Here is a 22,871-nt window from a genome sequence, read left to right on the forward strand (position 1 = left end):
GGCGCCAGGACTACATGCCGGAGCTGCTGCTGGAGAAGTCTGAGCCCGGTGTCGTCCGCGAGGAGTAGTGGAGCTTGCCCCGACGTCGCAGGGAACGTACCCAGCGGCCGAGGATGAGGAGGACGCCCATCACGACGACCAGCCCCGCCAACGGCAGCAGGACCATCAACGCGATCACCGCGGAGCCTCCCATGTTCTGATCCTCGCACCGCAGGTAGCGCGCGTCCCGTCACCGCAAAGGGACGACGCTGCTGGGGTCGCCGTCGCGCACCTGTCTGCATGAACGGCACCGATCCGCCGGTGCCGCAGGCGGGAGGCGGTGCGTCATGGCGAGGGTCAGGCGAACGGCGGCGGAGGCGGCCGAGGCACGCGAGGCGAAGCTCGAGCTGATGGGCGAGAAGCTGGAGGCGGCCGTCGAGGCGCTGACCACCGGCGAGGACTGGACTCGCGCGATGGAGTTCGCCGCCCGGTTCCGGTCACGGTCGTTCCGCAACACGCTGCTGATCTACGTGCAGCATCTCGACGCCTACGAGGCCGGACGGGTGCCGGAGCCGATGCCGACCTATGTGGCCGGGTTCAACCAGTGGAAGGAGCTGGGCCGCTCGGTCGACAAGGGCCAGTCCGGGTACATGATCTATGCTCCCGTGCTGGGACGGTTCGCTTCACCCAACCCGCAAGATCCGATGTCCTGGCGCAGGCTCGCCCCACGCGAGAAGCCCGCCACCGGGGAGGTGGTGCGGTCGAAGATCGTGAACGTCAAGCCCGCCTACGTGTGGGATGCCTCCCAAACCTCCGGCGCGGACCTTCCCGAACGCCCGATGCCGCGCCTGCTGGAGGGACAAGCACCCGAAGGGCTGTGGGACGGACTGGCCGCGCAGGTCGACGACGCCGGGTTCGCTCTGACCCGCGCCGAGTGCGCTGCCGCGATCGGCGGCGCGAACGGCGTCACCTACTACGACACACGCATCGTCACCGTCCGCGGCGACATGGACGAAGCCGCACAGGTCAAGACCCTCGCCCACGAACTCGGGCACGTACGCATGCACGACCCTGCGCAGGACACCCGGGACCATCATCGGGGTGTTCGCGAGGTTGAAGCCGAATCGGTCGCCATGATGATCGGCGCCGCGCACGGCCTGGACACGACCGGCTACACGATCCCGTACGTCGCGTCCTGGGCGAACGCGGTGCCGCACAAGACCCCTGTCGAGGTCGTCCGTGACACTGGCGAACGCGTCCGCAAGATCGCACTGGACATCGTCGACCGACTGCCCGACACCGGTGTCGGTGACGGCTACCCGCCCGGGCTGACCCGCGAGACCGGCCGGGAGGGCGCGACCCGGGATACCCCGCAATCAAGGGAACGCGTCGGGCACCTCGGGACTGCCGAACCGACCTATGCCGCGCCGTCGGCCGAGCCCGTCGCCGTCGCCCGCTGATGGGCGACACCGAAACAGAGGTCGGCCGGTGGGTGGTGCTGTCGGCCGTAACCGGGACGGTGTTGATCGGACTTGGGGCGTTCTGGCTGTCGTTCACCGCCCTCGCCGATCTTGCCCACCGCGCAGGCACCGCAGCGCAATTGAGCTGGGTGTGGCCGCTGATCGTCGACGGCGTCATCGTCGTCGCCACCATCTCCGTCGTCGCCCTCTCCCGCCACGGCGCACGGGCTACGCGGTATCCGTGGCTGCTGCTCGCCGGCGGTGCGGCGGTATCGGTCTCCGCGAACGTCACACACGCTTTGGTCGCCGCTGACACGACCGTCCCACCGCTGCTCGCGGCTCTGGTGGCGTCCGTCCCTCCGGTGGTGCTGCTGGCGATCACGCATCTCACGGTCGTGCTCACCCGCTACCAGGGCACTGTAGGAACCGAGGACCACGCGGCGACCTCGACGTCGGCGACCTCCGCACCCGATGAGGCGCAGGCAGTCCAGAAGCTGGAAGCCTTGCGAGCGCAACCCGGCGTGCCGGCACGGCCGACGCGCCGGCAGATCGACCCCGCGACGCCGGTCGCGTTGCGGCAGGGTGCCGGTGGAGAACGGGAGGCGGCGGCGCGGCAACTCCGTGGGGAGGGGATGTCGAACCGACAGATCGCCGCACAGCTGGCGGTGCATCCCTCCACAGTGGGCCGCTGGCTCACCCCACGAACCGGGACAGCCCTGAACAATGCTCCCGCACCGGGTAAGGGCCAGAGCACCGCCCGGGCCGGCGACAACGAAGGAGAACACGATGTCCACCACCAATGAGGCGCACAACGGCCCTGCCGCCTACGACCACGAGGACTTCGACCACTACGAGCCCGAGCCCACCGGGTTCGAGCCGGACGGGCTGGCGAATGATGAGTTTGACCGCTACGAGGCCGTCTCCGCGCCGGAAGGTCGCCTGGAGCTGCACGGGGCAGGCGTGGAGCCTGTGATCCGCCGGGACACGGCACGGGCACAGGAACATGCACGCACTGATGAGGTGTCGGCGCTGGCGCGGCACAGGGACCCTTCGATGGCGGCCGAGGAGCGCCGTGCCCGGCTGCGTCGGCAAGTCCGTGATCGTGCCGGGGCGCGGTGGGTCCCGGCATCTGAGCTGATCCGACATGGCACGGCTCGAGTCGCCGGCACGAGCATGGATGTTCAGATGCGGGTCCACCGGGGAATCCGGAATGGGATGGGACGGGCTGTCGTCCGTGCTGGGCGGACGGCGCAGGAACGGGCACGGCGGCTCGGGCAGCCCCGCCCGCTGCAGGTGGGCGCCAACCGTTCGGCGGCTCGGACTGCGGCCGGTCTGTAACCGGTGGAGACGGTCAGCTCACCCGATGCGCGTGGATATTGCGGATCGGTACGGGAGCCTCGTCCCATACCGGGTCGGTGAACTCGAGAGTGGCGTCCTGCTCTGCGTAGAAGCGTTGCCCGGCGGCGGTGAAGCCCGTGATGGCGATGGAGTTGACGATCTCACCACCGGGCGCCATGTCGTCGACCGCGAGGACATATGTCGCGACATAGCGCTGCCGGGCACCGGGCTCGAGCACGTCTGGGCTCCCCTCGGCGCGTTGCCACGGGATGTCGTACTCGAGGTGGTCCAGGGAAGAGTTGGTGAAGCCGCGTTGAATCAAGTGGGCACCGTAGAGGGTGGTGGGGGTGTTGTTGCTGAGCGTGACGGTGAACGTCACCAGGTCACCGGACGCGGCAGGATTGTTGCAGTCGGCGATGTGAGTGACGTCGACCGTGCCGCTCTCGGAGAACCAGAGCGGACGCTCGTCGAGGTCGCGAGAGAAGGTTGCTTTGACGCGGTCGCACCAGCCGAACAGCTGCCCTGGCGGCAGACGAAGGACGGTCGCGGCATGTTCGACGCTGGCCAGGCCGGTGAGGACGGCGACGATGAGGTCACCCGTTTGCGAGGGGGTCAAGGTTCGAGACATGTGGGTTGCCTGCTCTTGGGGGGTGGGGTGGCCGGCCATACAGGGAGCCGGTGGCCGAGCCCGTCGAGGAGGTCGAGGCGGGACAGGTCCGAGGAGGGGTCTTGACGGGCCGATGCCGCCTGACAGCCATAGTCAGTGGACGATCCGACGGCGAGCGGGTGGTCCCGGTCATAGATAGTCGGCAGTTCAGGTGGGTCATTGCCGGAATCGAAGGTCAGGCGGGCGATTCGGCGCGCGGCCCTGGCACGCGCCCGACGCAACGAGAAGGCGTAGATGTGGCCGCTGCGGAGGACCTGAGCGGGTTCGAGGACGTACCAGTCGAGGCGGTGGAGCCAGAACGGGCCGACAGCCCACTGCGCGTAGAGCTCGTAGCGGATCAGACGCCGGTGCCCGGCGCTGCCGGAGTCATTCGAAGGCATGGGCGGCGGTGTTCTGCGGGGCGGGCAGGAGACCGAGGCGGTGTGCCTGCAAGAGGGCCGCGGAGCGGTCATGGACGCCGAGCTTGGTGTAGATCGCGATGGTCTGCTTCTTGACCGTGTGGATTGACACTGTGAGAGCTTTCGCGATGTCGGCGAGGGTCGCATGGTCGACCATTTCGTAGAGCACGACCGCTTCACGTGGTGACAGGACCACGAGGTTGCCCGACTCGGGGTAGATGTCACGACAGGCCGTGATCCGGGCGTCATCGGCACTGGGCAACCGCAGCCTGGACAGACTGAACAGGTCTTTCCTGCTCTGCGTCGGGATTCCTAGGTACGGGATGAGCGTGCCGACCTGGAGGGCAAGGGTGTGGGCGCGTGAGAACACGCTGGCGGCAGACTCGTCGTCTCCCATCGCCAACGCGGCAGCGGCTTTGATCATGAGCAACTCCGCCCTGTCGCGTGGCAGCGTGTGACGGTCCCACGCCTGGGTGGAGGCGATGCTGCGGGCCGCGTGATAATCGCCGGAGATGAAGGCGAGTCGTGCCTTGGGCACGGCAAGCAGGAGGTCATCTGTGCCCGCATCGGTGAGGAATCGTTCGGCCCGGTTGAGCTCGCCGAGGGCGAGCATCAGGTCGGTGGTGCACCGATTCAGCAGGCGCGGTGCAACGCCGTGGGAGAACGTGTCGGGGTGAACGGCAACCAGGTGCGTGAGGTGGTTGAGCATCGCGACCGGTTCGCCGAACATGAGGGCGTGCTGGGTGGCTGTCCACGCAACGTGCGGCCAGATCTCTACTGCGTCGGTCCCGTCGCCGGCAGCAGCCAGGTGTTCCTCGGCGGTGCTCTGGTCGAGTCGGTCGAGGGCGAGCAGTGCTTCGGCGAGGCGGGCAGGAAGAGTGACCATGTGATGTAGCCACGTCCCTGTGGTGTCGAACCCATGATGGGCGTCTAGCCAGGCGGCCGTGTCGCTGGTGGCGCCAGAGATCGCATGGATCAGGGCAAGCTGAGAGGCTGCGTGCGAGGAGATGAAGTCAGCCCCGGCTGCCCGTCCGCTGTTGAACGCCCTCGTCGAGAGAGTCAGGGCTTGGGAGCATCTGTTCGCCATGAGGGCGGTTAGCGACCATTGCAGTTCGAACCAGGCGAGGTTTGTCGGGGTGATCGAGCGCCGCTCGGCCGGGGTGTCTGTGTGCAGGACTTCACCGAACCGGTCAGCCAACTCGAGCGCATCCGACGGGTCACCGTCGGCGCGGCGCGCGACGATCGCGGCGGTCAGGCCGAGGAGGCGGGCGTCACGGCTGGCGAACAGGGATGCATCATCCAAGGATGTCCAGCTGGCGTCGACGAAGCTGCGCACGATTGAGAGTTGGTCGGTGTCGCGGTCGTGGTGACGCAGGCACACTACGACCGCTTCGGCGAGCGCGAGTACCGGGTATTCGCGGACGACGATGTCAGGCAGGTGCTCGAACGCGGCGATCACCGCGTCCGGGCACATGAGGTTCAGGTTGAGGCTCTGCTCCGACCAGAGGCTCTGCTCCGACCAGTGCCCACCCGCGCGCGCGTGGCGCAGCACCGCTCCCATCTGGGCGCCCGTAGGTGAGGCAGCGTCGAGGGACGCGGCGATCACCCGATGCACGTGAGCGGCTTCCTCCGGATGCTGCGTGGTAAAGGTCTCGGCCAGCACGCGGCGGACCAGGGTCGGGAACCGCCACTGCGGCGCTTCCTCGTCGGTTGGCGCTGGTTCGAGGAGGCCGTGCCGTTCGAGGTGAGCGAGGAGGTCGGCAGGGCTCAGCGTGCCGAGTAGTCCCAGCGTGTGAGGGTTGTCGATGAACACGGCACGGACGAGGTCGACATCGATGTACTCGGCCGGCGCGAGGTTCATTGCCAGGCGCAGCCCGGCTTCGTCGGTGATCTGGGGAAGGATCACTTCGCGGAAAAACGCGCGGGCACCGGCGGTGCTGAGGGTGTCCTGGCCCGGTGGAGTGTCGTCGAGAACGCGTTGCGCGGCCGACGGCCAGCCGCCCACCGCCTCGTGGATCTGTTGCGCCCGGACGGGCGAGATGCCGTGTCCCCAGGCTGCGGCGAAAGCCGGCAGTTCGTCCGGGCTGATCGTCAGGTCGCGACTAGTAAGCACCGTAACGTCGAGTCCGTGGGAGCGGGCAAGCTCTTTCAGCGGGTGATATACGCGGGTGCACAGCACCAGGTGCAGACTCTGGACACGTAGCAGCAGGTCGCACAGCTCCGTCACGATCTGAGGCGCGATTGTGTGGTGGGCGTCGTCGATGACCACGATGATGCGCTGGTCGATCGACGCCAGGGACTCCGCGATCTCCTCGGCCCAGCCGGTCGCCTCACGCGTCCCACTCAGCAACTCGGACAGAGGCGGGACAAGGCATGCGTCTGCGAGCGCACCCAGAAGATGTGTACCGAACGCCTCCGGGGAAGAGGTGGCCGTGCTGGCGGTGTGCCACACGACATGTGCCCCGTCGTGCCGCTGGCTGCGAGCCCAGTCGGCGACCAGAGTGGTCTTGCCGGTCCCGGTGACGGCGCGGACGACGCTCAACGGTGCGAGCCGGTTCAGGCGGCGTTGCAGAACGGTTCGACTGACAGCGCGGTCAGAGACTCGTGGGATGGACGCAGAGACCTGGCGGTGTCGTCTGGGACTCCTGGGGTCCTGGAGGAACGTCACGTTCGCTGCTCCTTCCCGCCGACCGGGTGGATGAAAGAGGCCGGTGGTGTCCCCGCCGGCCAGACCCCACGGTTGGGGACCCGAATGCCTGACGTGGCGGGGACACCGCCGGGTTGTGAACTCCCACCGACATCCCGGGGCCGTGACGTCGAGGGAGGGGGCGGCCCCGGGTGCCGTCGTGGGGAGCGGCGGCACCCGGGGTTTCATGGGCTAGAACAGGTCGTCGATACCGACGTCTCGCACCTCACGATCACTGATGGCTGCCGTCTTGCGACGACGACCGACGACCACCAATCCGCCGCCTGCACCAAGGAGCAGCAGCGCGGCGAGGATCACCGCAACGGAGATCTGAGCACCCGTGTTGGGCAGGAACCCTCCCGGTCCCGGGGGCGTTCCGGGGGTCGGAGGCTCCGGAACCTCGTGCTCGGTGCACAGCGGCGAGTCCGGCACGCACAGCGGCTCTTCACCGGTGATGGCGACGACGTTGCCGAGCTGATGGTTGCCCTGCGTGTCGTAGGCGTTGACCGTGACGGTGTAGGTGACCGTGTAGATCTGGCCGGTCGGCACGGCTCCGGTGATCCGGATCGTGTCGCCCTCGGCGGTGGCCGTCAGGTTCCCGTTCGAGACCGTGGGTCCGCCGGTGAGAGTCGCGTCGTCGAGCACGTCGGCCATGTGGTCGGTGTAGTCGACAGCCACGTCCGCCGCGTCCGGATTGGTGCCCCGGTTGGTGAAGGTCAACGTGTAGGTGACCTCCTCACCCGGGCTCACCTCGCTGCCGGACTCGGGATCGCTGGACTTCTCCACACTTACGTCGCTGACGTGGTTGTAGGTGCAGTCCGGGCGCTCGCCGTCCGCGGGGACACAGGTCTCCGGAGGCTCTTCCCCGTTCGGCACGAGGAAGTTGTCCAGCCGGTCATCGCCACGCTGCCCGTCGGCCTTCACGGTCACTGTGTAGGTCACCGTGGCCTGCTCACCCGGCTGCAAGGTTCCGGTAATGGTGAACCTGCCGTTCTCGATCGCCGACACCGTCAGCGCGTCGCTGGATGCGACCGGCTGGGCGGTGACGTCGGCATCATCGAGCACCTTCGTGAGGACGTCGTCACGGTTCACCTCGACCGGCGCGTTGCCGGTGTTCTCGAAGTGCAGCGTGTACGTCGCCGTCTCACCCGGGCGCAGCGTCGATCCGGTGGTCGGGTCGACCGTCTTCCAGTCATCCAGCTCTCCCACGGGGTGCTCGGTGCACGAGACACCGTCGTCCCCGCATTGCGGATCTTCGGTGCCGGTCTTGGCGACCACGTTCCGCAGCCGGTTGTCTCCGCGGTCGCCGTCGGGCTTGACGGTGACGGTGTAGGAGACAGTGACCGTCTGGTCCGGCGCGAGCGTCCCAGTCACACGGACCAGACCATCCTCACCTGAGCTCGGCACCAGCGCCGGATCGCTGCTGACCGGTGCCCCGGTCAGGTCGGCGTCATCGAGGACCTGCGCGAGGTTGTCGGTGTAGTCGACCGGACCCGCCGCATCACCGCTGTTGGTGAACGTCAGTGTGTAGGTGACCTCCTGGCCGGCCTGCACATCCGAGCCCGTCTCCGGGTCTGCCGACTTCGACACCTCGACCAACGGCAACGGCGTGACCGTGCAGTTCGGGTCTCCCTCGACGCAATCCTCCGGCGGCTCCTCACCGGTGGGGACCAGGAAGTTGTCGGCCGTGTTGTTCCCCCGATCGGCTTCCTCCTTCACCGTCACCTGATAGGTCACCGTGACCGTCTGGCCCGCGGCCAGCTCACCGGTCACCGTGAACGAACCACTCTCCACCGCCGTCACGCTGAGCGCATCATCTGAGGCGACCGGGTCGCTGGTCAGGTCGGCATCGTCCAGCACATCGGTGAGGATGTCGGTGTGGTCCACCGCGATCGGGCCTTCACCCTGGTTGTCGAAGGTGAGCGTGTACATCAGCACCGTGCCTACATCGACAGGGTCAGAGTCCGCCGAGACGGACTTGCCCGTCAGCAGCATCCCGATCGGGGTGACCGTGCAATCCGGCCGCTCCCCATCTTCGGGCTGGCAGACCGGGTCTGTCGGCGGCTCCTCGTCCGGCGGCAGCAGGAAGTTCGCGGCGATGTCATCGCCCCGCTCCCCGTCGGCCTTGACCGTCACCTGGTACGTGACCGTGTAGGTCTCCCCGGCAGGCACTTCGCCGGTGATCGAGATGCGGTTGCCGTCCCGGGAGACCGTCAGCCCATCGGCACTGGTCGGCTCCGCGGTGACATCAGCGTCGTCGGTGACGTGCGTGAGGTCATCGACCTCATTCACCGTCCCCGCACCCTCTCCCACGTTCTCGAAGTACAGCGTGTAGGTCAGCACCGTGCCGGCCGCGACCGGGGTGGTGTCGACCTCGACGCCCTTCCAGGACTCGAGCTCCGGAACGGGATGCTCGGTGCACGACACACCGTCATCACCGCACTCCGGATCGGTGGTCCCGGTGGGGGCGAGCACGTTGCCCAGGCGGTTGTCACCGCGCTGCCCATCGGGCAGCACCGTCACCGTGTACGACACCGTCACCGTCTGACCGGCACCGAGGACACCCGTCACATGCAGGGTGTCGTCACCGTTCAGGGCGGCGGTGAGCGCCTCATCGCTCGCGGTGGGGCCAGCGGTCAGGGTCGCATCGTCGAACACGCCAGTCAGGTTGTCGGTGTAGTCCACCGTGCCCGAACCATTGCCGTTGTTGACGAAGGTCAGCGTGTAGGTGACCTCCTGACCCGCGGTCACGGTGGTGCCGGACTCCGGGTCGGACGACTTCGACGCGTCGATCTCGGGCAGCGGCGTGACCGTGCAGTCGGGCAGCTGACCTTCTGTTGGCACACACTCCTCTGGAGGCGTCTCGCCGGGCGGGACCAGGAAGTTGGCCGCGGAGTTGTTGCCGCGATCGACTTGCTCGTTGACCGTCACCTCATAGGTGACGACCGCGGTCGCGCCCCCGGCGAGTTCGCCGCCGATCTGGAACCTGCCATCGGTCACGTCGGAGACGGTCACCGAATCGGTGTCCGAGACCGGGTCGCTGATCAGATCGGCGTCGTCGAGCACGTCGGTCAGGACATCCTCACGCGACACCGTGATCGGGCCTTCACCGGTGTTGCGGATCGTGATCGTGTACGTCAGGACCGTGCCCGCTTCCACCGGGTCGGACGAAGCCGAGACAGCCTTCTCGTACGTGGCAGCACCGATCGGCGTGACTGTGCAATCAGGACGCTCACCGTCCGCAGGCTCACACTCCGGGTCCGTCGGCGGCTCCTGATCCGGCGGCAGCAGGAAGTTCGCGGCAATGTCATCGCCCCGCTCCCCATCGGCCTTGACCGTCACCTGGTAGGTGACCGTGAAGGTTTCGCCAGCCGGAACATCGCCTGTGATCGAGATGCGGTTCCCATCCCGGGTGACGGTCAGTCCATCGGCACTGGTCGGCTCCGTAGTGACGTCGGCGTCGTCGGTGACGTGAGTAAGGTCATCGACCTCGTCCACGGTCGCCGCTCCTTGGCCGGTGTTCTCGAAGGAGAGCGTGTAGGTCAGCACCGTCCCGGCCGCAACCGGAGTGGTGTCGGCTTCCACGGCCTTCCACGAGACGAGTTCCGGGATCGGGTGCTCCGTGCAGGACACCCCGTCATCACCGCACTCGGGGTCAGTGATATCACTGTCGGCGAGCACGTTGCCGAGCCGGTTGTTCTTCCGATCCGCGTCCGCGCTCACCGTCACCGTGTACGTCACCGTGACCGTCTGATCCGGGTCCAGCGAACCAGTGATCAGGAGGGCATCGCCATCCTGAGTGACCTCCAGCGCGTCATTCGAAGCGGTCGGCCCAGCAGTGAGGGTGGCGTCGTCGAGGACGTCGGCGAGGTTGTCGGTGTAGTCCACCGGACCGGCCGCCTCACCGCTGTTGGTGAACGTCAGCGTGTAGGTGACCTCCTGGCCCGCGGTCACAACCGAACCGGACTCTGGGTCAGACGACTTCGACGCCTCGATCAGCGGAATCGGGGTGCTCGTGCACGTCGGGTCGTTCTCTTCACAGGGGCCCTCGGGCGTGCCGCCCGGCGGGACCAGGAAGTTGTCCGCCTGGTTGTTTCCCCGCTCCGCGTCGGGTTTGACGGTCACCTGATAGGTGATGAGCGCGGTCTGGCCGGCGGCGAGCTCCCCAGCAATCGAGAACCGACCATCGGTGACCGCCGAGACCGTCACCGAGTCCGTGTCGGACACGGGATCGCTCGTGAGGTCCGCGTCGTCGAGCACGTCGGTCAGGACGTCCTCGCGCGAGACCGGCGACGTCGCCGTGCCGGTGTTCTCCACCGTGACCGTGTACGTCAGGACCGTTCCGGCGACGACCGGGTCAGAGTCGGCCGACACCGACTTGGAGTAGACGACCGCAGCGATCGGCGTTGTGGTGCAATCCGGGAACTGCTCGTCCGAGGGCTCGCACTCCGGGTCCGTCGGCGGCTCCTCATCCGGAGCCAGCAGGAAGTTCGCCGCGGTGTCATCGCCACGCTCCCCATCGGCCTTGACCGTCACCTGGTACGTGACCGTGTAAGTCTCACCCCCCGGCACGGAACCAGAAATCGAGATCCGGTTCCCGTCCCGGCTGACTGCCAAGCCATCCGCGCTGGTGGGCTCGGTGGTGACATCAGCATCGTCAGTGACATGGGTCAGGTCATCGACCGCATCCAGGTCAGCGGCAGCCTCGCCGTCGTTATTGAAGAACAGCGTGTACGTCAGCACAGTCCCCGCAACCGCCGGCGTCGCGGACGCCTGCACCTGCTTCCACTGCGTCAGCCCGGCACCAGGGATCTGCACGAAGTCGCAGCTCTGCTCACCCGGCGCAGTCTCCGAGGTCGGCACGCACGCGAGGTTGCGGAGGTTCTGATCCCCCTCACCGGTGTATGTCACCGTGTAGGTGATTGTCGCCGATTCGTTCGCCTCCAACGCACCCGACCACGACAGCGTCGGCTCGTCATACGACACCGTGCCCGTCGAGGAAGTGGCGTCGTCGTTGAACGTGGCGGCATCCAGCACGTTCAACAGGTCGTCCGTCGCCGTAGCGGGAGCGTCCGCGGTGTAGACACCGGGACCGACGTTCGTGACCGTGACCGTGTATTCGACGGTCTCACCGACGGCCGGAAGCTCCGTGCGGTCTGCGGTCTTCTCAATCGTCAGCCTCGGGAGCGGGAACTCAACCTCGGCGCACGGCTCGCCCGTCACCGGGTCGATGCCATCTTCTGGCGGGTCACACACCGGGGGCTCCGGGTTCTCCGGGTCGTTCGGCGCCCAGGCGACGTTGCGGACCACGCCGTCGCCGCCAGCCTTCAAGGTGACCGTGTACGTGAGCTCCACCGACTCGCCCACGCCCAATGCGCCCGTCCACGACAGCAACGGCGAAGCGTATGACACCGGACCGGGTTGGTTCGCCGATCCGTTGTTGTTGTACGTCGCGTCGTCCAGGACCGCGGAGAGGTCGTCGAAGACCACCGCCGGGAAATCACTGGTGTAGTCGCTCTCACCGGTGTTGGTCGCCGTGACGGTGTAAGTCACCGTGTCGCCGGGGCGGGCGTCTGCGGTGGCGTCCGAGGACTTCTCGATCGACAGCGCCGGCAGCGCCACGTTGAGCGCGTAGTCCTCGACCTCGCCGGAGGTCGTCATGCCTGTGGGTGAAGAGACCGCGACGTCGTCTGCGGCGATCCGAAGGCGAAGGAACGTCTGATCCGCGCCGACAGCAGGCACCGTGTCCGCAGGCACCGTCCAGGTCAGGTCGACAGGCGAACCGGTGCACTGGACGACTCCGGACTGCTCGCCCTCGTCGAACGTGCCGTTGTGGTTCCAGTCGATCCACCCGGTGACGTAGCCGGGTCCCGTGCACTGCACGTCCTCAAGCGTGTACGTCTCGCCGGGTGTAACGGTGATCGTCCCCGGAGGCGAGATCGCATCCTCATCAGCGCCACCATCGGTGTCGTCCGCGCTCGCATCCGGCGACGGGGTGTACACGGATTCAGCATCGACGGTCGCGCCCAGCCGGGTCGCTGGCTGCCCCGGCACACCCAACGCGAAGCCGGGACCGGAGACCGGTGTCGTCCCGACGGACAGCGTGCCGCCCTGCCAAGCTGGCTCGAAGAGGGCACCCGCGGCACCGTAGCTCGCCGGCGCGTCGCCAAAGTCCGTCTGCAGGACCACGCCCAGCGCGATAGCGCTGACGCCACCGCCCTGCAGCGCCACCTGTGCGCTGGTGGCACCCTGCATGAACCCGATCGCCATCGGCCCACCAGCAGTAACAGAAGTGGGACATGGATTCGCACCCGGGGCACTAGGAATGCTGAAGCGCAGCGTGCTGTCTGCCGAGAGAGTCGCATTCGTCTGACTCGTGCAGGCGGAGTCGCGATACCGATCGACCACACGCCAGGTTGCCGGCTGTTCGGGGCGCGCCTGAACGTACTCGACAACGCCGCTACCTGTGACACCACTCTGTTCGGCATCCGCGATGACGAGCCCCTGGAGAGGGACGGGAACGCCGTCGAGGGTGACCGCGCACGAAAAGCGGAAGTTGACCAATGCGCCAAACGTAGTGTTGCGCAGTCCGGCGATCAGTTGATTGGCCGTACCCGTTCCTCCGATGTTGTAGAGGTCGTCAAGCCCGTCACCGCTCCAGTCACCCGAGCGGTAGGCCTGTAGCGCCCCCTGCAGGTTGGAGATCGTGCACGTCGTCGCAAGCGTCTGCCCCGCCACGGTTCGCGTATTCGTCCGGGTGAGACCAGCAGCGGGAATGGCTTCTCCCGCTGCGCCCCACTCGAACCAGTCGATCGACTCTTGGTATAGGCCTTCGCCGCCCGTCGCGTACCGGGCTTGAGCCGGCGAGGCTGTGAGAAGAGGTCCGCCCACAACGACCAGTCCGGCGAGAAGTGCGAACACCGCCGTCATTGCCGGAATCCGTCGCCGTCGCGTCGCCCCCAAACGGATGGTGCCTGTCAAGGCGTTGCCGCGGCGGTGCGACCTCGGCCGCCAAGCGCGGCGACGACGTCCGATGCTTGACCTGCGGTTTGCCGATGATTCGTTCCCCATGATGACCTCTCGTGTCGTGAGACGTGGGCATAGGCAGGTTCACTCCGCCCGCCGACCTCATGGCCTCTACCGAAGCGGGGCGACCGATGGGGCGCCATACCCGCCGGTGATGAGGCGGTGATGAGATTTCTGATCGGTTCGACGCCCGCCGGCGGGCGCACTTCAGCAGCTAGAGAGGCACTGACCTCAGGGGGTCAGACCAGCCCTGCCGCGCGGGCAGCGACGACGGCTTCGTCCCGTGAGTGGGCGCCGAGCTTCTTGTAGACAGCGCGGAGGTGCGTCTTGACGGTCGTCTCGGAGACGAAGCTGGAGCGCGCGATCACGGCGACAGGAAGATCGCGAGCGAGCATCTGCAGCATGGCTAGTTCGCGTTCGGTGAGCGTGATGATCGCGAGCTCATCAGGGAAGAATGGCGACACGTCCGCTTGGTGGAGTGCCAGTCCGATCTCGGCGAGGGCTGGTAGATGCCTGGAGGCCGCCTGGGGTGGAATGAAGAGGCCGGCGGTGTCCCCGCCGACCAGACCCTACGGTAGGGACCCGAGTGCCTGACGTGGCGGTGACGCCGCCGGGTTGTGAACTCCCAACGACGTCCCGGGGCCGTGACGCCGTCGGAGGGGCGGCCCCGGATGCCGTCGTGGGGAGCGGCGACACCCGGGGTTCATGGGCTAGAACAGTTCGTCGATACCGATGTCTTGCACTTCGCGACTAGTCGCGGCTGCCGTCTTGCGACGACGGCCGGCGATCACTAATCCCCCACCAGCGCCCAGGAGCAGCAAGGCGGCGAGGATCACCGATACAGAGATCTCAGCACCCGTGTTGGGCAGGAACCCTCCCGGTCCCGGCGGCGTCCCCGGAGTCGGAGGCTCCGGAACCTCGTGCTCGGTGCACAGCGGCGAGTCAGGCACGCACACCGGCTCCTCCCCGGTGATGGCGACAACGTTGCCAAGTTCGTGGTTGCCCTGCTTGTTGTACGCCTTCACCTTGACGGTGTAGGTGACCGTGTAGGTCGCCCCGGTCGGGACCGCTCCGGTGATCCGGATCGAGTCACCTTCTGCGACGGCCGTCAGGTTCCCGTTCGAGACGGTCGGACCGGCGGTAAGGGTCGCGTCGTCAAGCACATCGACCATGTAGTCGGTGTAGTCGACAGCCACGTCCGCGGCGCCCGGATTGGTACCCCGGTTGGTGAAGGTCAGCGTGTAGGTGACCTCCTCACCCGGATTCACCTTCGAGCCAGACTCCGGATCACTGGACTTCGCTACGGTCACGTCGGAGACGTGGTTGTAGGTGCAGTCCGGGCGCTCGTCGTCCGTAGGCACGCACGGACCCTCCGGCGGAGTCTCCCCGTTTGGCACGAGGAAGTTGTCCAGCCGGTCATCGCCACGCTGCCCGTCGGCCTTCACGGTCACCGTGTAGGTCACCGTGGCCTGCTCACCCGGCTGCAAGGTACCGGTAATGGTGAACCTACCGTTCTCGATCACCGACACCGTCAGCGCGTCGCTGGATGCGACCGGCTGGGCGGTGACGTCGGCATCATCGAGCACCCTGGTGAGGACGTCGTCACGGTTGACCTCGACCGGCGCTTGACCGGTGTTCTCGAAGTGCAGCGTGTACGTCGCGGTCTCACCGGGGCGCAGTGTCGATCCGGTGGCGGGGTCGACCGTCTTCCAATCGTCCAGCTCCCCTGCGGGGTGCTCGGTGCAGGAGACGTTCGCGTCCTCGCAGTCGGGGTCGGTTGTGCCCGTCTTCGCGACTACGTTCCGCAACTGGTTGTCTCCCCGATCGCCGTCGGGCTTGACCGTGACAGTGTAGGAGACCGTGACGATCTGACCCGGCTGCAGGGTGCCGGTCACCCGGACCAGGCCGTCCTCGCCGGAGGTCGGCACCAGAGCGGGATCGCTGCTCGTCGGTGCTCCGGTCAGATCCGCATCGTCCAGCACGGCGGCGAGGTTGTCGGTGTAGTCCACCGGACCGGCCGCTTCACCGCTGTTCGTGAAGGTCAGCGTGTAGGTGACCTCCTGCCCGGCCTGCACGCCCGCGCCGGTGTCCGGGTCGGACGTCTTGTCGACCTCGATCAGCGGCAACGGCGTCACGGTGCAGTTCGGATCGCCGTCCACACACTCCTCCGGCGGTTCCTCACCAGTGGGGACGAGGAAGTTGTCGGCCGTGTTGTTGCCACGGTCGGAATCCTCCTTCACCGTCACCTGGTATGTGACCGTCGCCGTCTGGCCCGCGGCCAGCTCACCAGTCACCGTGAACGAACCACTCTCCACCGCCGTCACGCTGAGCGCATCATCTGAGGCGACCGGGTCGCTGGTCAGATCCGCATCGTCGAGGACATCGGTGAGGAGGTCGGTGTGATCGACCGTGATGGGGCCTTCACCCTGATTGTCGAAGGTCAGCGTGTACATCAGCACCGTGCCCACATCCACCGGGTCAGAGTCCGCCGAGACCGACTTGCCGGTCAGCAAACGCCCGATCGGGGTGACCGTGCAGTCCGGCCGCTCCCCGTCTTCGGGCTGGCAGACCGGGTCCGTCGGCGGCTCCTCGTCCGGCGGCAGGAGGAAGTTCGCGGCAATGTCATCGCCCCGCTCCTCATCCGCCTTGACCGTCACCTGGTACGTGACCGTGAAGGTCTCGCCCGCAGGCACCTCACCGGTGATGCTGATGCGGTTCCCCTCCCTTGTGACGGTCAGGCCGTCCGCCGAGGTCGGCTCCGTGGTGATATCGGCGTCGTCGGTGACGTGCGTGAGGTCATCGACCTCATCCACCGTCGCCGGCGCTTGCCCGGTGTTCTCGAAGTACAGGGTGTAGGTCAGCACCGTGCCAGCCGCAAGCGGTGACTCGTTGGCTTCGACACCCTTCCACGACTCGAGCTCTGGGACCGGATGCTCCGTGCAGGACACACCGTCATCACCGCACTCTGGATCGGTGGTCCCGGTGGGGGCGAGCACGTTGCCCAGGCGGTTGTCACCGCGCTGCCCATCGGGCAGCACCGTCACCGTGTACGTCACCGTCACCGTCTGACCGCCACCGAGCACCCCCGAGACATGCAGGGTGTCATCGCCGTTGAACGCCGCGGTCAGCACCTCATCGCTCACGAAGGGTCCAGCGGTCAGGGTCGCGTCATCGAACACGCCGGTCAGGTTGTCGGTGTAGTCCACCGAACCCGCACCGTCACCACTGTTGACGAAGGTCAGCGTGTACGTCACCTCCTCACCCGCAACCACTGTCGAACCGGACGCCGGGTCGGATGCCTTCGACGAGTCGATCTCAGGCAGCGGCGTCACTGTGCAGTCGGGCAGCTGTCCTTCCGCTGGCTCACACTCCTCCGGAGGAGTCTCACCGGGCGGGACCAGGAAGTTGGCCGCGGAGTTGTTGCCGCGATCGGCTTGCTCCCTGACAGTCACCTGGTAGGTGATGACCGCGGTGGCACCGGCGGCGAGTTCGCCGCCGATCTGGAACCGGCCGTCCTCGACCGCCGAAACAGTCACCGAGTCAGTGTCCGAGACCGGGTCGCTGGTCAGGTCGGCGTCATCAAGCACATCGGTCAGAACGTCCTCCCGAGAGACCGGGGAAGTCGCGGTGCCGGTGTTGTCCACCGTGACCGTGTAAGTCAGCACCACCCCGGCAATGACCGGGGTAGAGTCCGCGGACACCGACTTCGAGTACACGATCGCGGCGATGGGCGTGGTGGTGCAGTCCGGGAACTGCTCGTCGGTCGGCTCGCAGACCGGGTCGGTCGGCGGTTCTTCGTCGGGGTTCAGCAGGAAGTTCGCCGCGGTGTCATCGCCGCGCTCGCCGTCCGGCCTGATCGTGACCTGGTAGGTGACCGTGTAGGTCTCGCCCGCCGGCACGCTGCCAGTGATCGAGATCCGATTGCCGTCCCTCGTGACGGTCAGGCCGTCCGCACTGGTCGGCTCGGTGGTGACGTCGGCGTCGTCGGTCACATGCGTCAGGTCGTCGACCGCGTCCACATCCGCGGCGGCCTCGCCATCGCTGTCGAAGAACAACGTGTAGGTCAGCACCGTCCCCGCAACAGCCGGGGTCGCCGATGCCTGTACCTGCTTCCACTGGGTCAGACCCGCGCCGGGGATCGTGACGAAGTCACAGCTCTGCTCACCCGGAGCAGTCTCCGACACAGGCACACACGCGAGGTTGCGGAGCGTCTGGTCACCCTCACCGGTATAGGTCACCGTGTAGGTGATCGTCGCCGACTCGTTCGCTCCCAGAGCGCCCGACCACGACAGCGTCGGCTCGTCATACGACACGGTGCCAACGGACGCCGAAGCGTCACCGTTGTATGTCGCCGCATCCAGCACGTTCGTGAGGTCATCGCTCGCGGTCGCGGGGGCCTCGGCCGTGTAGACGCCCGGGCCTTCGTTGGTGGCGGTGACGGTGTACTCCACCGTGTCACCGACAGCCGGGAGCTCGGTGCGATCAGCGGACTTTTCGATGGTGAGTTTCGGTAGCAGGTACTCGTTCTCTGCGCAAGACTCACCCGTGGTCGGGTCGACACCATCTTCTGGAGGGTCACATGCCGGGGGTTCCGGGTTCTCAGGGTCGTTCGGCGCCCAGGCAACGTTGCGGACCACGCCGTCACCTCCGCCGTTGAGCGTGACCGTATACGTCAGTTCGACGGATTCGCCAACGGCCAGAGCACCCGTCCAGGACAGCAGGGGCGCGGCGTACGACACCCCGCCGGGTTGGTCAGCGACCCCGTCTCCGTTGTAGTCGGCGTCATCTAGCACTGCAGTTAGGTCGTCGAGGACGACCGCGGGATTCTCGGTCGTGTAGTCCCCGTCTCCGGTGTTGGTAGCCGTGACGCGGTAGGTCACGTTATCACCCGGACGTGCATCCACGGTCGCGTCGGAGGTCTTCGTGATGCTCAGCTCCGGAGTACTGAAGAATTCGACCTCAGCGCAGTTCGGGTCGTCGATGCCGACCTGGTCGCTGATGTTCGCCGCGCAGTTCTCGTACACCTTCGGCGATGGATCCGCCCCCCGCGGGGTTTCCGACGTCACGTCCACCGTGATCGTGCAGGAGACTTCACCGGCAGCCAATACGCCGTTCGTGATCGCGATCGTGTCTCCGCCAGGCGAAGCTGCGGTGTCACCCACACAGGTGCCGCCGAGGTTGGGGTTACCTGCCACGACGAGTCCGTCAGGCAGCGTGTCCGTGAATGCCCAGCCGTTCTTGGCATAGAGGTCGCTAGTGTTCGTGACGGTGAAGGTGAGCGTCGAGACTCCCCCGACCGGCACGGACACAGGGCTGAAAGACTTGTCGAGTTGCGGAGAGACGTCGAGAACTCGGATGTTGTCGAAGGCTCCATCGTTGAGATTCGAGTTCGGTGCTTCGTTGCGCATCACGATCCCGAGCGAGTTGCCGTTCAGCAGAATCGGTGCGTTGGAGATGAAAGACCCGTAGTGGACCGTGATGCCGTTCACTTCCGGGGAGACGTTCTCAATCACATATTGCTGCGCGTCGGGGTCTGCGCAGGGGTTGATCGCACTGTTAGAAACAGCTATCTCGTTCCCGGAGTCGTCACGTAGATAAAAGCGAAGAAGCGGCGGATTGCCGCGCTCGCACTCGCTTGCGGCAGCGTCCACGGAGAACGCGACGAAACGGTTCGCCGTCGATAGCGTGAGCTGGTCCGCAGACGCGAACTGAACCATCCCAGGGGTGATCGGACCGTCAGACGAGACCTGCTCGGTGCTGTCCGCAGCACCCGAGGAGTTGCTGGACACGGCGCGGTTGGCGACGGTGTTCTGCGGCGAGTTCAGGAATCCGAGGGCGAACGTCTTGGCGCGAACCAGATCCCACTGGTACTGCAGGTTGTTGCAGTACTCCTCGCTCGGAAGCGTTGTGATGTTGTAACTGAGGATGAACCCGTTACAGCGGCGGGAGTTCAGCCAGTACGAATCCGCAGTGTACTCCAGTCCAGAATCGGAGACATAGCTCTCGAGTTCCGTCGCACCCGCGCCGTTCTCAAAGTTCTCTTCGTATAGGACTTGAGGGTCGCTGGGGACTCCGGGGTTGCCGGGAGCTGCGAGAGCCGGCACGGATGTGAGCACGCTGCCAGCCATTGTGAAGAGGCCTGCAAGCATTGCGAGCACGGCGATCACGGCAGGGGGCCGGCGAGTCAGCCCAGGAGGCCTAGTTCCTAGACGCCTAACACGCGTGTAAGTGTTGCCGCCGTGACGACGTGCGTTGCCTAGCCTGCGGTTTGCCGATGATTCGTTCCCCATGATGACCTCTCGTGTCGTGAGACGTGGGCATAGGCAGGTTCACTCCGCCCGCCGACCTCATGGCCTCTACCGAAGCGGGGCGACCGATGGGGCGCCATACCCGCCGGTGATGAGGCGGTGATGAGATTTCTGATCGGTTCGACGCCCGCCGGCGGGCGCACTTCGGCAGCTAGAGAGGCACTGACCTCAGGGGGTCAGACCAGCCCTGCCGCGCGGGCAGCGACGACGGCTTCGTCCCGTGAGTGGGCGCCGAGCTTCTTGTAGACAGCGCGGAGGTGCGTCTTGACGGTCGTCTCGGAGACGAAGCTGGAGCGCGCGATCACGGCGACAGGAAGATCGCGAGCGAGCATCTGCAGCATGGCTAGTTCGCGTTCGGTGAGCGTGATGATCGCGAGCTCATCAGGGAAGAATGGCGACACGTCCGCTTGGTGGAGTGCTTGCCTCACTGAGTCCAGTACTGGCAGTACCTCGGCGGCTTCGCAGAGGTACTGGTCTGGTGCGAATGCGAACGGAAAGAGTAAGGAACCTAGGCGCTCGGATGTGTTGCAGGCTTCCTGCCAGCACTCGATTGCAGGGTCGAGTCCCTCTGTGTCGGCGATGCAGATAGCTCGCAAGATGAGTACATCAAGCCGTACTCGATCGGTCAGCGTTCGTGAGCGGAGCAGGTCGCGGGTGATAGCCAACGCTCTTTCCGTGGCGCCAGTGATGTGCGCCAAGCGTGCTCGAGCGAGTTGAAGCCCGGGATGCTTCTTGGGTGCCTGCGCGAGGAGCCTCGATGCCCGAGTTCCTTGGCCCGTAGCAATCAGGATTTCCACTTCCGCGGCGAGCAATAGCGGCCACGCGCCGCTCTCTTCGTTGTGCCAGACCCGATGTCGCACCCTGGAAGCATCCAGACTGCGAAGTGCCCCGGAAGCGTCGGACCACGCGAGATCGTAGCGGGCCTGCGTCCACGCAGATATCGCCCACAGCTCGTCGCGAGCCTCTTGCAGCCTCAGTTCCGCCAGCACGGTCTTAGCCACATCGCGGTCAAGAACATCGACGGAGGCGATAGCGTGCGCGACCTTGTGCGCTGATGCCACGTGGGGAGTGAGCCACATGCGTGCCATTGCCCCGTTGACCTCATCGCGGCGGCTCAGCCAGGTTTCAGTTGCAATCAGGTCACCGTCGACTGCCGCCGAGACAGCGAGCATGCCGAGGATCTGGTTCAGCTCGAACTGATCGACCGTCGAAAGGCGCTCCACCGCAGCCAGCGAGAGCGCGAGCTGTTCCGTTGCCGCTGCGTGCTTGCCGACCAGCTCGTACGTGAGTGCGAGCTGAAGCCGGGCGACAGGGACGAGCGGCAACACCTGCACCGGCAGGCGCGACTCAACGATCTGACCGAGGTGATGCGCGATTCGTCCCAGGCGTGCCGAGTCCTTGAACCATCCCGATCTGCGAAGCGCGATGAACTCGAGAATCGCGATCTCTGCCGCGTTGACGGGACCGATTCTGCGGGCGGAGTCGACGACATCGACCAACGATGGATTCGCCGGAGTCGACACCTCCTCGGGGTCAACGTCAGCGGCGAGGATGATGTGCCGCGCCGCGCGCGCCTTCGGACGGGACACCAGGAACATCTCGGGAATATGCCGGAGGGTGTCAAACAAGAGAGCGTCGTCGATGAAGTACAGTTCGGGCCAAGAGTTCTCGATGACGTCAACGACCAGAGTCCACTCGTCGCTTGCGCGAGCCTGTACCAATGAGAGTTCCGGTCGTCCTTGATCGCCGTACCATCGCGCGAGCGCGGCCCGCTGCGCGTGGAGGGTCGGAGGCAGTTCCCGCCCCATTCCCGCGAGTGCGAGGCGACGGACAACGGCGAGGAACTCGTAGAGCGGTTCGTGGGTTTCGAAGTCGATCGTGCGATTCATCAGGCCTTGGGCAACGAGGTCTTCGAGGACAACACCAATCTGTTCGTGACCGGTCAGGAAACGGGCTGCGCCGATGGTGAGGTGCTCCGCGAGCGCGAGGTGGACCATGAGGTCGATTTGCTCGGGGCTGATGATCTCGTCGAGGAGCCAAGATGTGAGCGTGTCATCTGCGAGCTGTATCGCGGTGAGCAGGCGTTCGGGGGTGACGGGGTGCCTGGCGAGATGGCGGAGGACCTTGTCGATCATCGCGGGCCACGCCCCCATCGCGTCGGCCATGAGCTCGGCATCCTCCTCGCGGACTCGGACACCATGAAGTGCGGCGAGGTCGCGGACCTCCTGCGGCTGGAGCCCAAGGCTCTCGCTGTCGAGTATCCGAGTCTCGACCCTGCTCGCGAGCAGCGTCTCGAAGCCGCGACGCGCACGGGTCGCGACGATCAGCCGAAGATGCGCGTGATCGCGGAGGAGTCTCAGAAGCTGCTGGGGGACGTCACGGTCTCGGATTGTGTGGAAGTCGTCGAGGACGACCGTGACGGGTTCGATCTTCGCCCTAATGATGGCGGCGATTCGGGCCAGGTCCTCATCGTTGTTGATCGGTTCCGCTGGTGCAGATGTCTCGGTGTCGGGTGGTTGTAGCGCGGTGCAGAGGCGTGCCCAGAACGTCGGCGCGGTGCTGAACCGGATGTTGTCGACCTGGACCACGCGTGCCGTGGCTGGGAGGGTCGCGATCCACTGGTTGATGAGCGTGGTCTTGCCCAATCCGTGCGGAGCACGAAGGATAACGACTCTGGCGTCGCTGCTGAAGACATCAAGGAGGCGTGGCCGGGGAATGGCCCGCCGATCGGTCACGGCATCTGGCCGCGGCTTGGCATGAGGCATGCCCTTCCTCCCCTCTTGAACTCTCTGACGTCGGTGTCACGCTCCAGCTGTCGTCGGGTTTGTCCTCCTATTTCGGCAACTGCTATCGGTCGTGCTGGGTTCCGTCTGCATCGGCGAGGCACGCACGACGAGGCAGGACTCTGGATGTCCACTATCTTCGCATCGGCCGGTGGACGCGGGATGATCCCCCATGTTGGTGCGACTTTGGTCCGCTCGTTGGTCCACGAAAGTCTGGAGCGTGCGC

At 66.2% G+C, this 22,871-nt stretch carries 10 protein-coding genes; 3 read left to right on the forward strand and 7 right to left on the reverse strand.

Annotated features, from left to right (window positions below):
* Window positions 1-10: 10 nt before the first annotated feature.
* On the reverse strand, window positions 11-193 hold the full coding sequence (locus tag ACYVGQ_RS04125) for a hypothetical protein (RefSeq protein WP_460783262.1): 183 nt from the start codon (window positions 191-193) through the stop codon (window positions 11-13).
* A 133-nt stretch (window positions 194-326) separates the two neighbouring features.
* Here ACYVGQ_RS04125 and ACYVGQ_RS04130 point away from each other — a divergent pair, with 133 nt between their 5' ends.
* Genes ACYVGQ_RS04130 through ACYVGQ_RS04140 form a run of 3 tightly spaced genes read left to right on the forward strand, consistent with a single transcriptional unit; the run spans window position 327 to window position 2,777 of the window.
* Window positions 327-1,439, forward strand: a complete 1,113-nt coding sequence (locus tag ACYVGQ_RS04130; RefSeq protein WP_460783263.1) for an ArdC-like ssDNA-binding domain-containing protein — start codon at window positions 327-329, stop codon at window positions 1,437-1,439.
* Window positions 1,439-2,242: a DUF2637 domain-containing protein gene (locus tag ACYVGQ_RS04135; RefSeq protein ID WP_460783264.1), complete on the forward strand. Its 804-nt coding sequence runs from the start codon at window positions 1,439-1,441 to the stop codon at window positions 2,240-2,242. Before ACYVGQ_RS04130 ends, ACYVGQ_RS04135 begins: the two co-directional genes overlap by 1 nt.
* Window positions 2,226-2,777 carry a hypothetical protein gene (locus ACYVGQ_RS04140; RefSeq protein ID WP_460783266.1) on the forward strand — a complete coding sequence of 184 codons (552 nt, stop codon included), beginning with the start codon at window positions 2,226-2,228 and terminating at the stop codon, window positions 2,775-2,777. Before ACYVGQ_RS04135 ends, ACYVGQ_RS04140 begins: the two co-directional genes overlap by 17 nt.
* Before the next feature lie 13 nt (window positions 2,778-2,790).
* Here the strand turns inward: ACYVGQ_RS04140 and ACYVGQ_RS04145 are convergent, their stop codons facing one another.
* From ACYVGQ_RS04145 to ACYVGQ_RS04170, 6 genes are all read right to left on the reverse strand, one after another.
* Window positions 2,791-3,444: a hypothetical protein gene (locus ACYVGQ_RS04145; protein ID WP_460783267.1), complete on the reverse strand. Its 654-nt coding sequence runs from the start codon at window positions 3,442-3,444 to the stop codon at window positions 2,791-2,793.
* A gap of 366 nt (window positions 3,445-3,810) precedes the next feature.
* On the reverse strand, window positions 3,811-6,384 hold the full coding sequence (locus ACYVGQ_RS04150) for a helix-turn-helix transcriptional regulator (protein ID WP_460783268.1): 2,574 nt from the start codon (window positions 6,382-6,384) through the stop codon (window positions 3,811-3,813).
* A gap of 336 nt (window positions 6,385-6,720) precedes the next feature.
* The gene (locus ACYVGQ_RS04155) at window positions 6,721-13,509 is read right to left on the reverse strand and encodes a CshA/CshB family fibrillar adhesin-related protein (RefSeq protein ID WP_460783269.1); all 6,789 of its coding nucleotides are present in this window, start codon (window positions 13,507-13,509) and stop codon (window positions 6,721-6,723) included.
* Between the two features lie 284 nt (window positions 13,510-13,793).
* Complete coding sequence (locus ACYVGQ_RS04160; RefSeq protein ID WP_460783270.1) at window positions 13,794-14,018, reverse strand: response regulator transcription factor; 225 nt, start codon at window positions 14,016-14,018, stop codon at window positions 13,794-13,796.
* A gap of 246 nt (window positions 14,019-14,264) precedes the next feature.
* Complete coding sequence (locus ACYVGQ_RS04165) at window positions 14,265-19,721, reverse strand: DUF7927 domain-containing protein (RefSeq protein WP_460783271.1); 5,457 nt, start codon at window positions 19,719-19,721, stop codon at window positions 14,265-14,267.
* A 317-nt stretch (window positions 19,722-20,038) separates the two neighbouring features.
* The gene (locus tag ACYVGQ_RS04170; protein ID WP_460783272.1) at window positions 20,039-22,627 is read right to left on the reverse strand and encodes a LuxR C-terminal-related transcriptional regulator; all 2,589 of its coding nucleotides are present in this window, start codon (window positions 22,625-22,627) and stop codon (window positions 20,039-20,041) included.
* Window positions 22,628-22,871 lie beyond the last annotated feature (244 nt).

This window comes from Microbacterium tumbae (assembly GCF_054780175.1).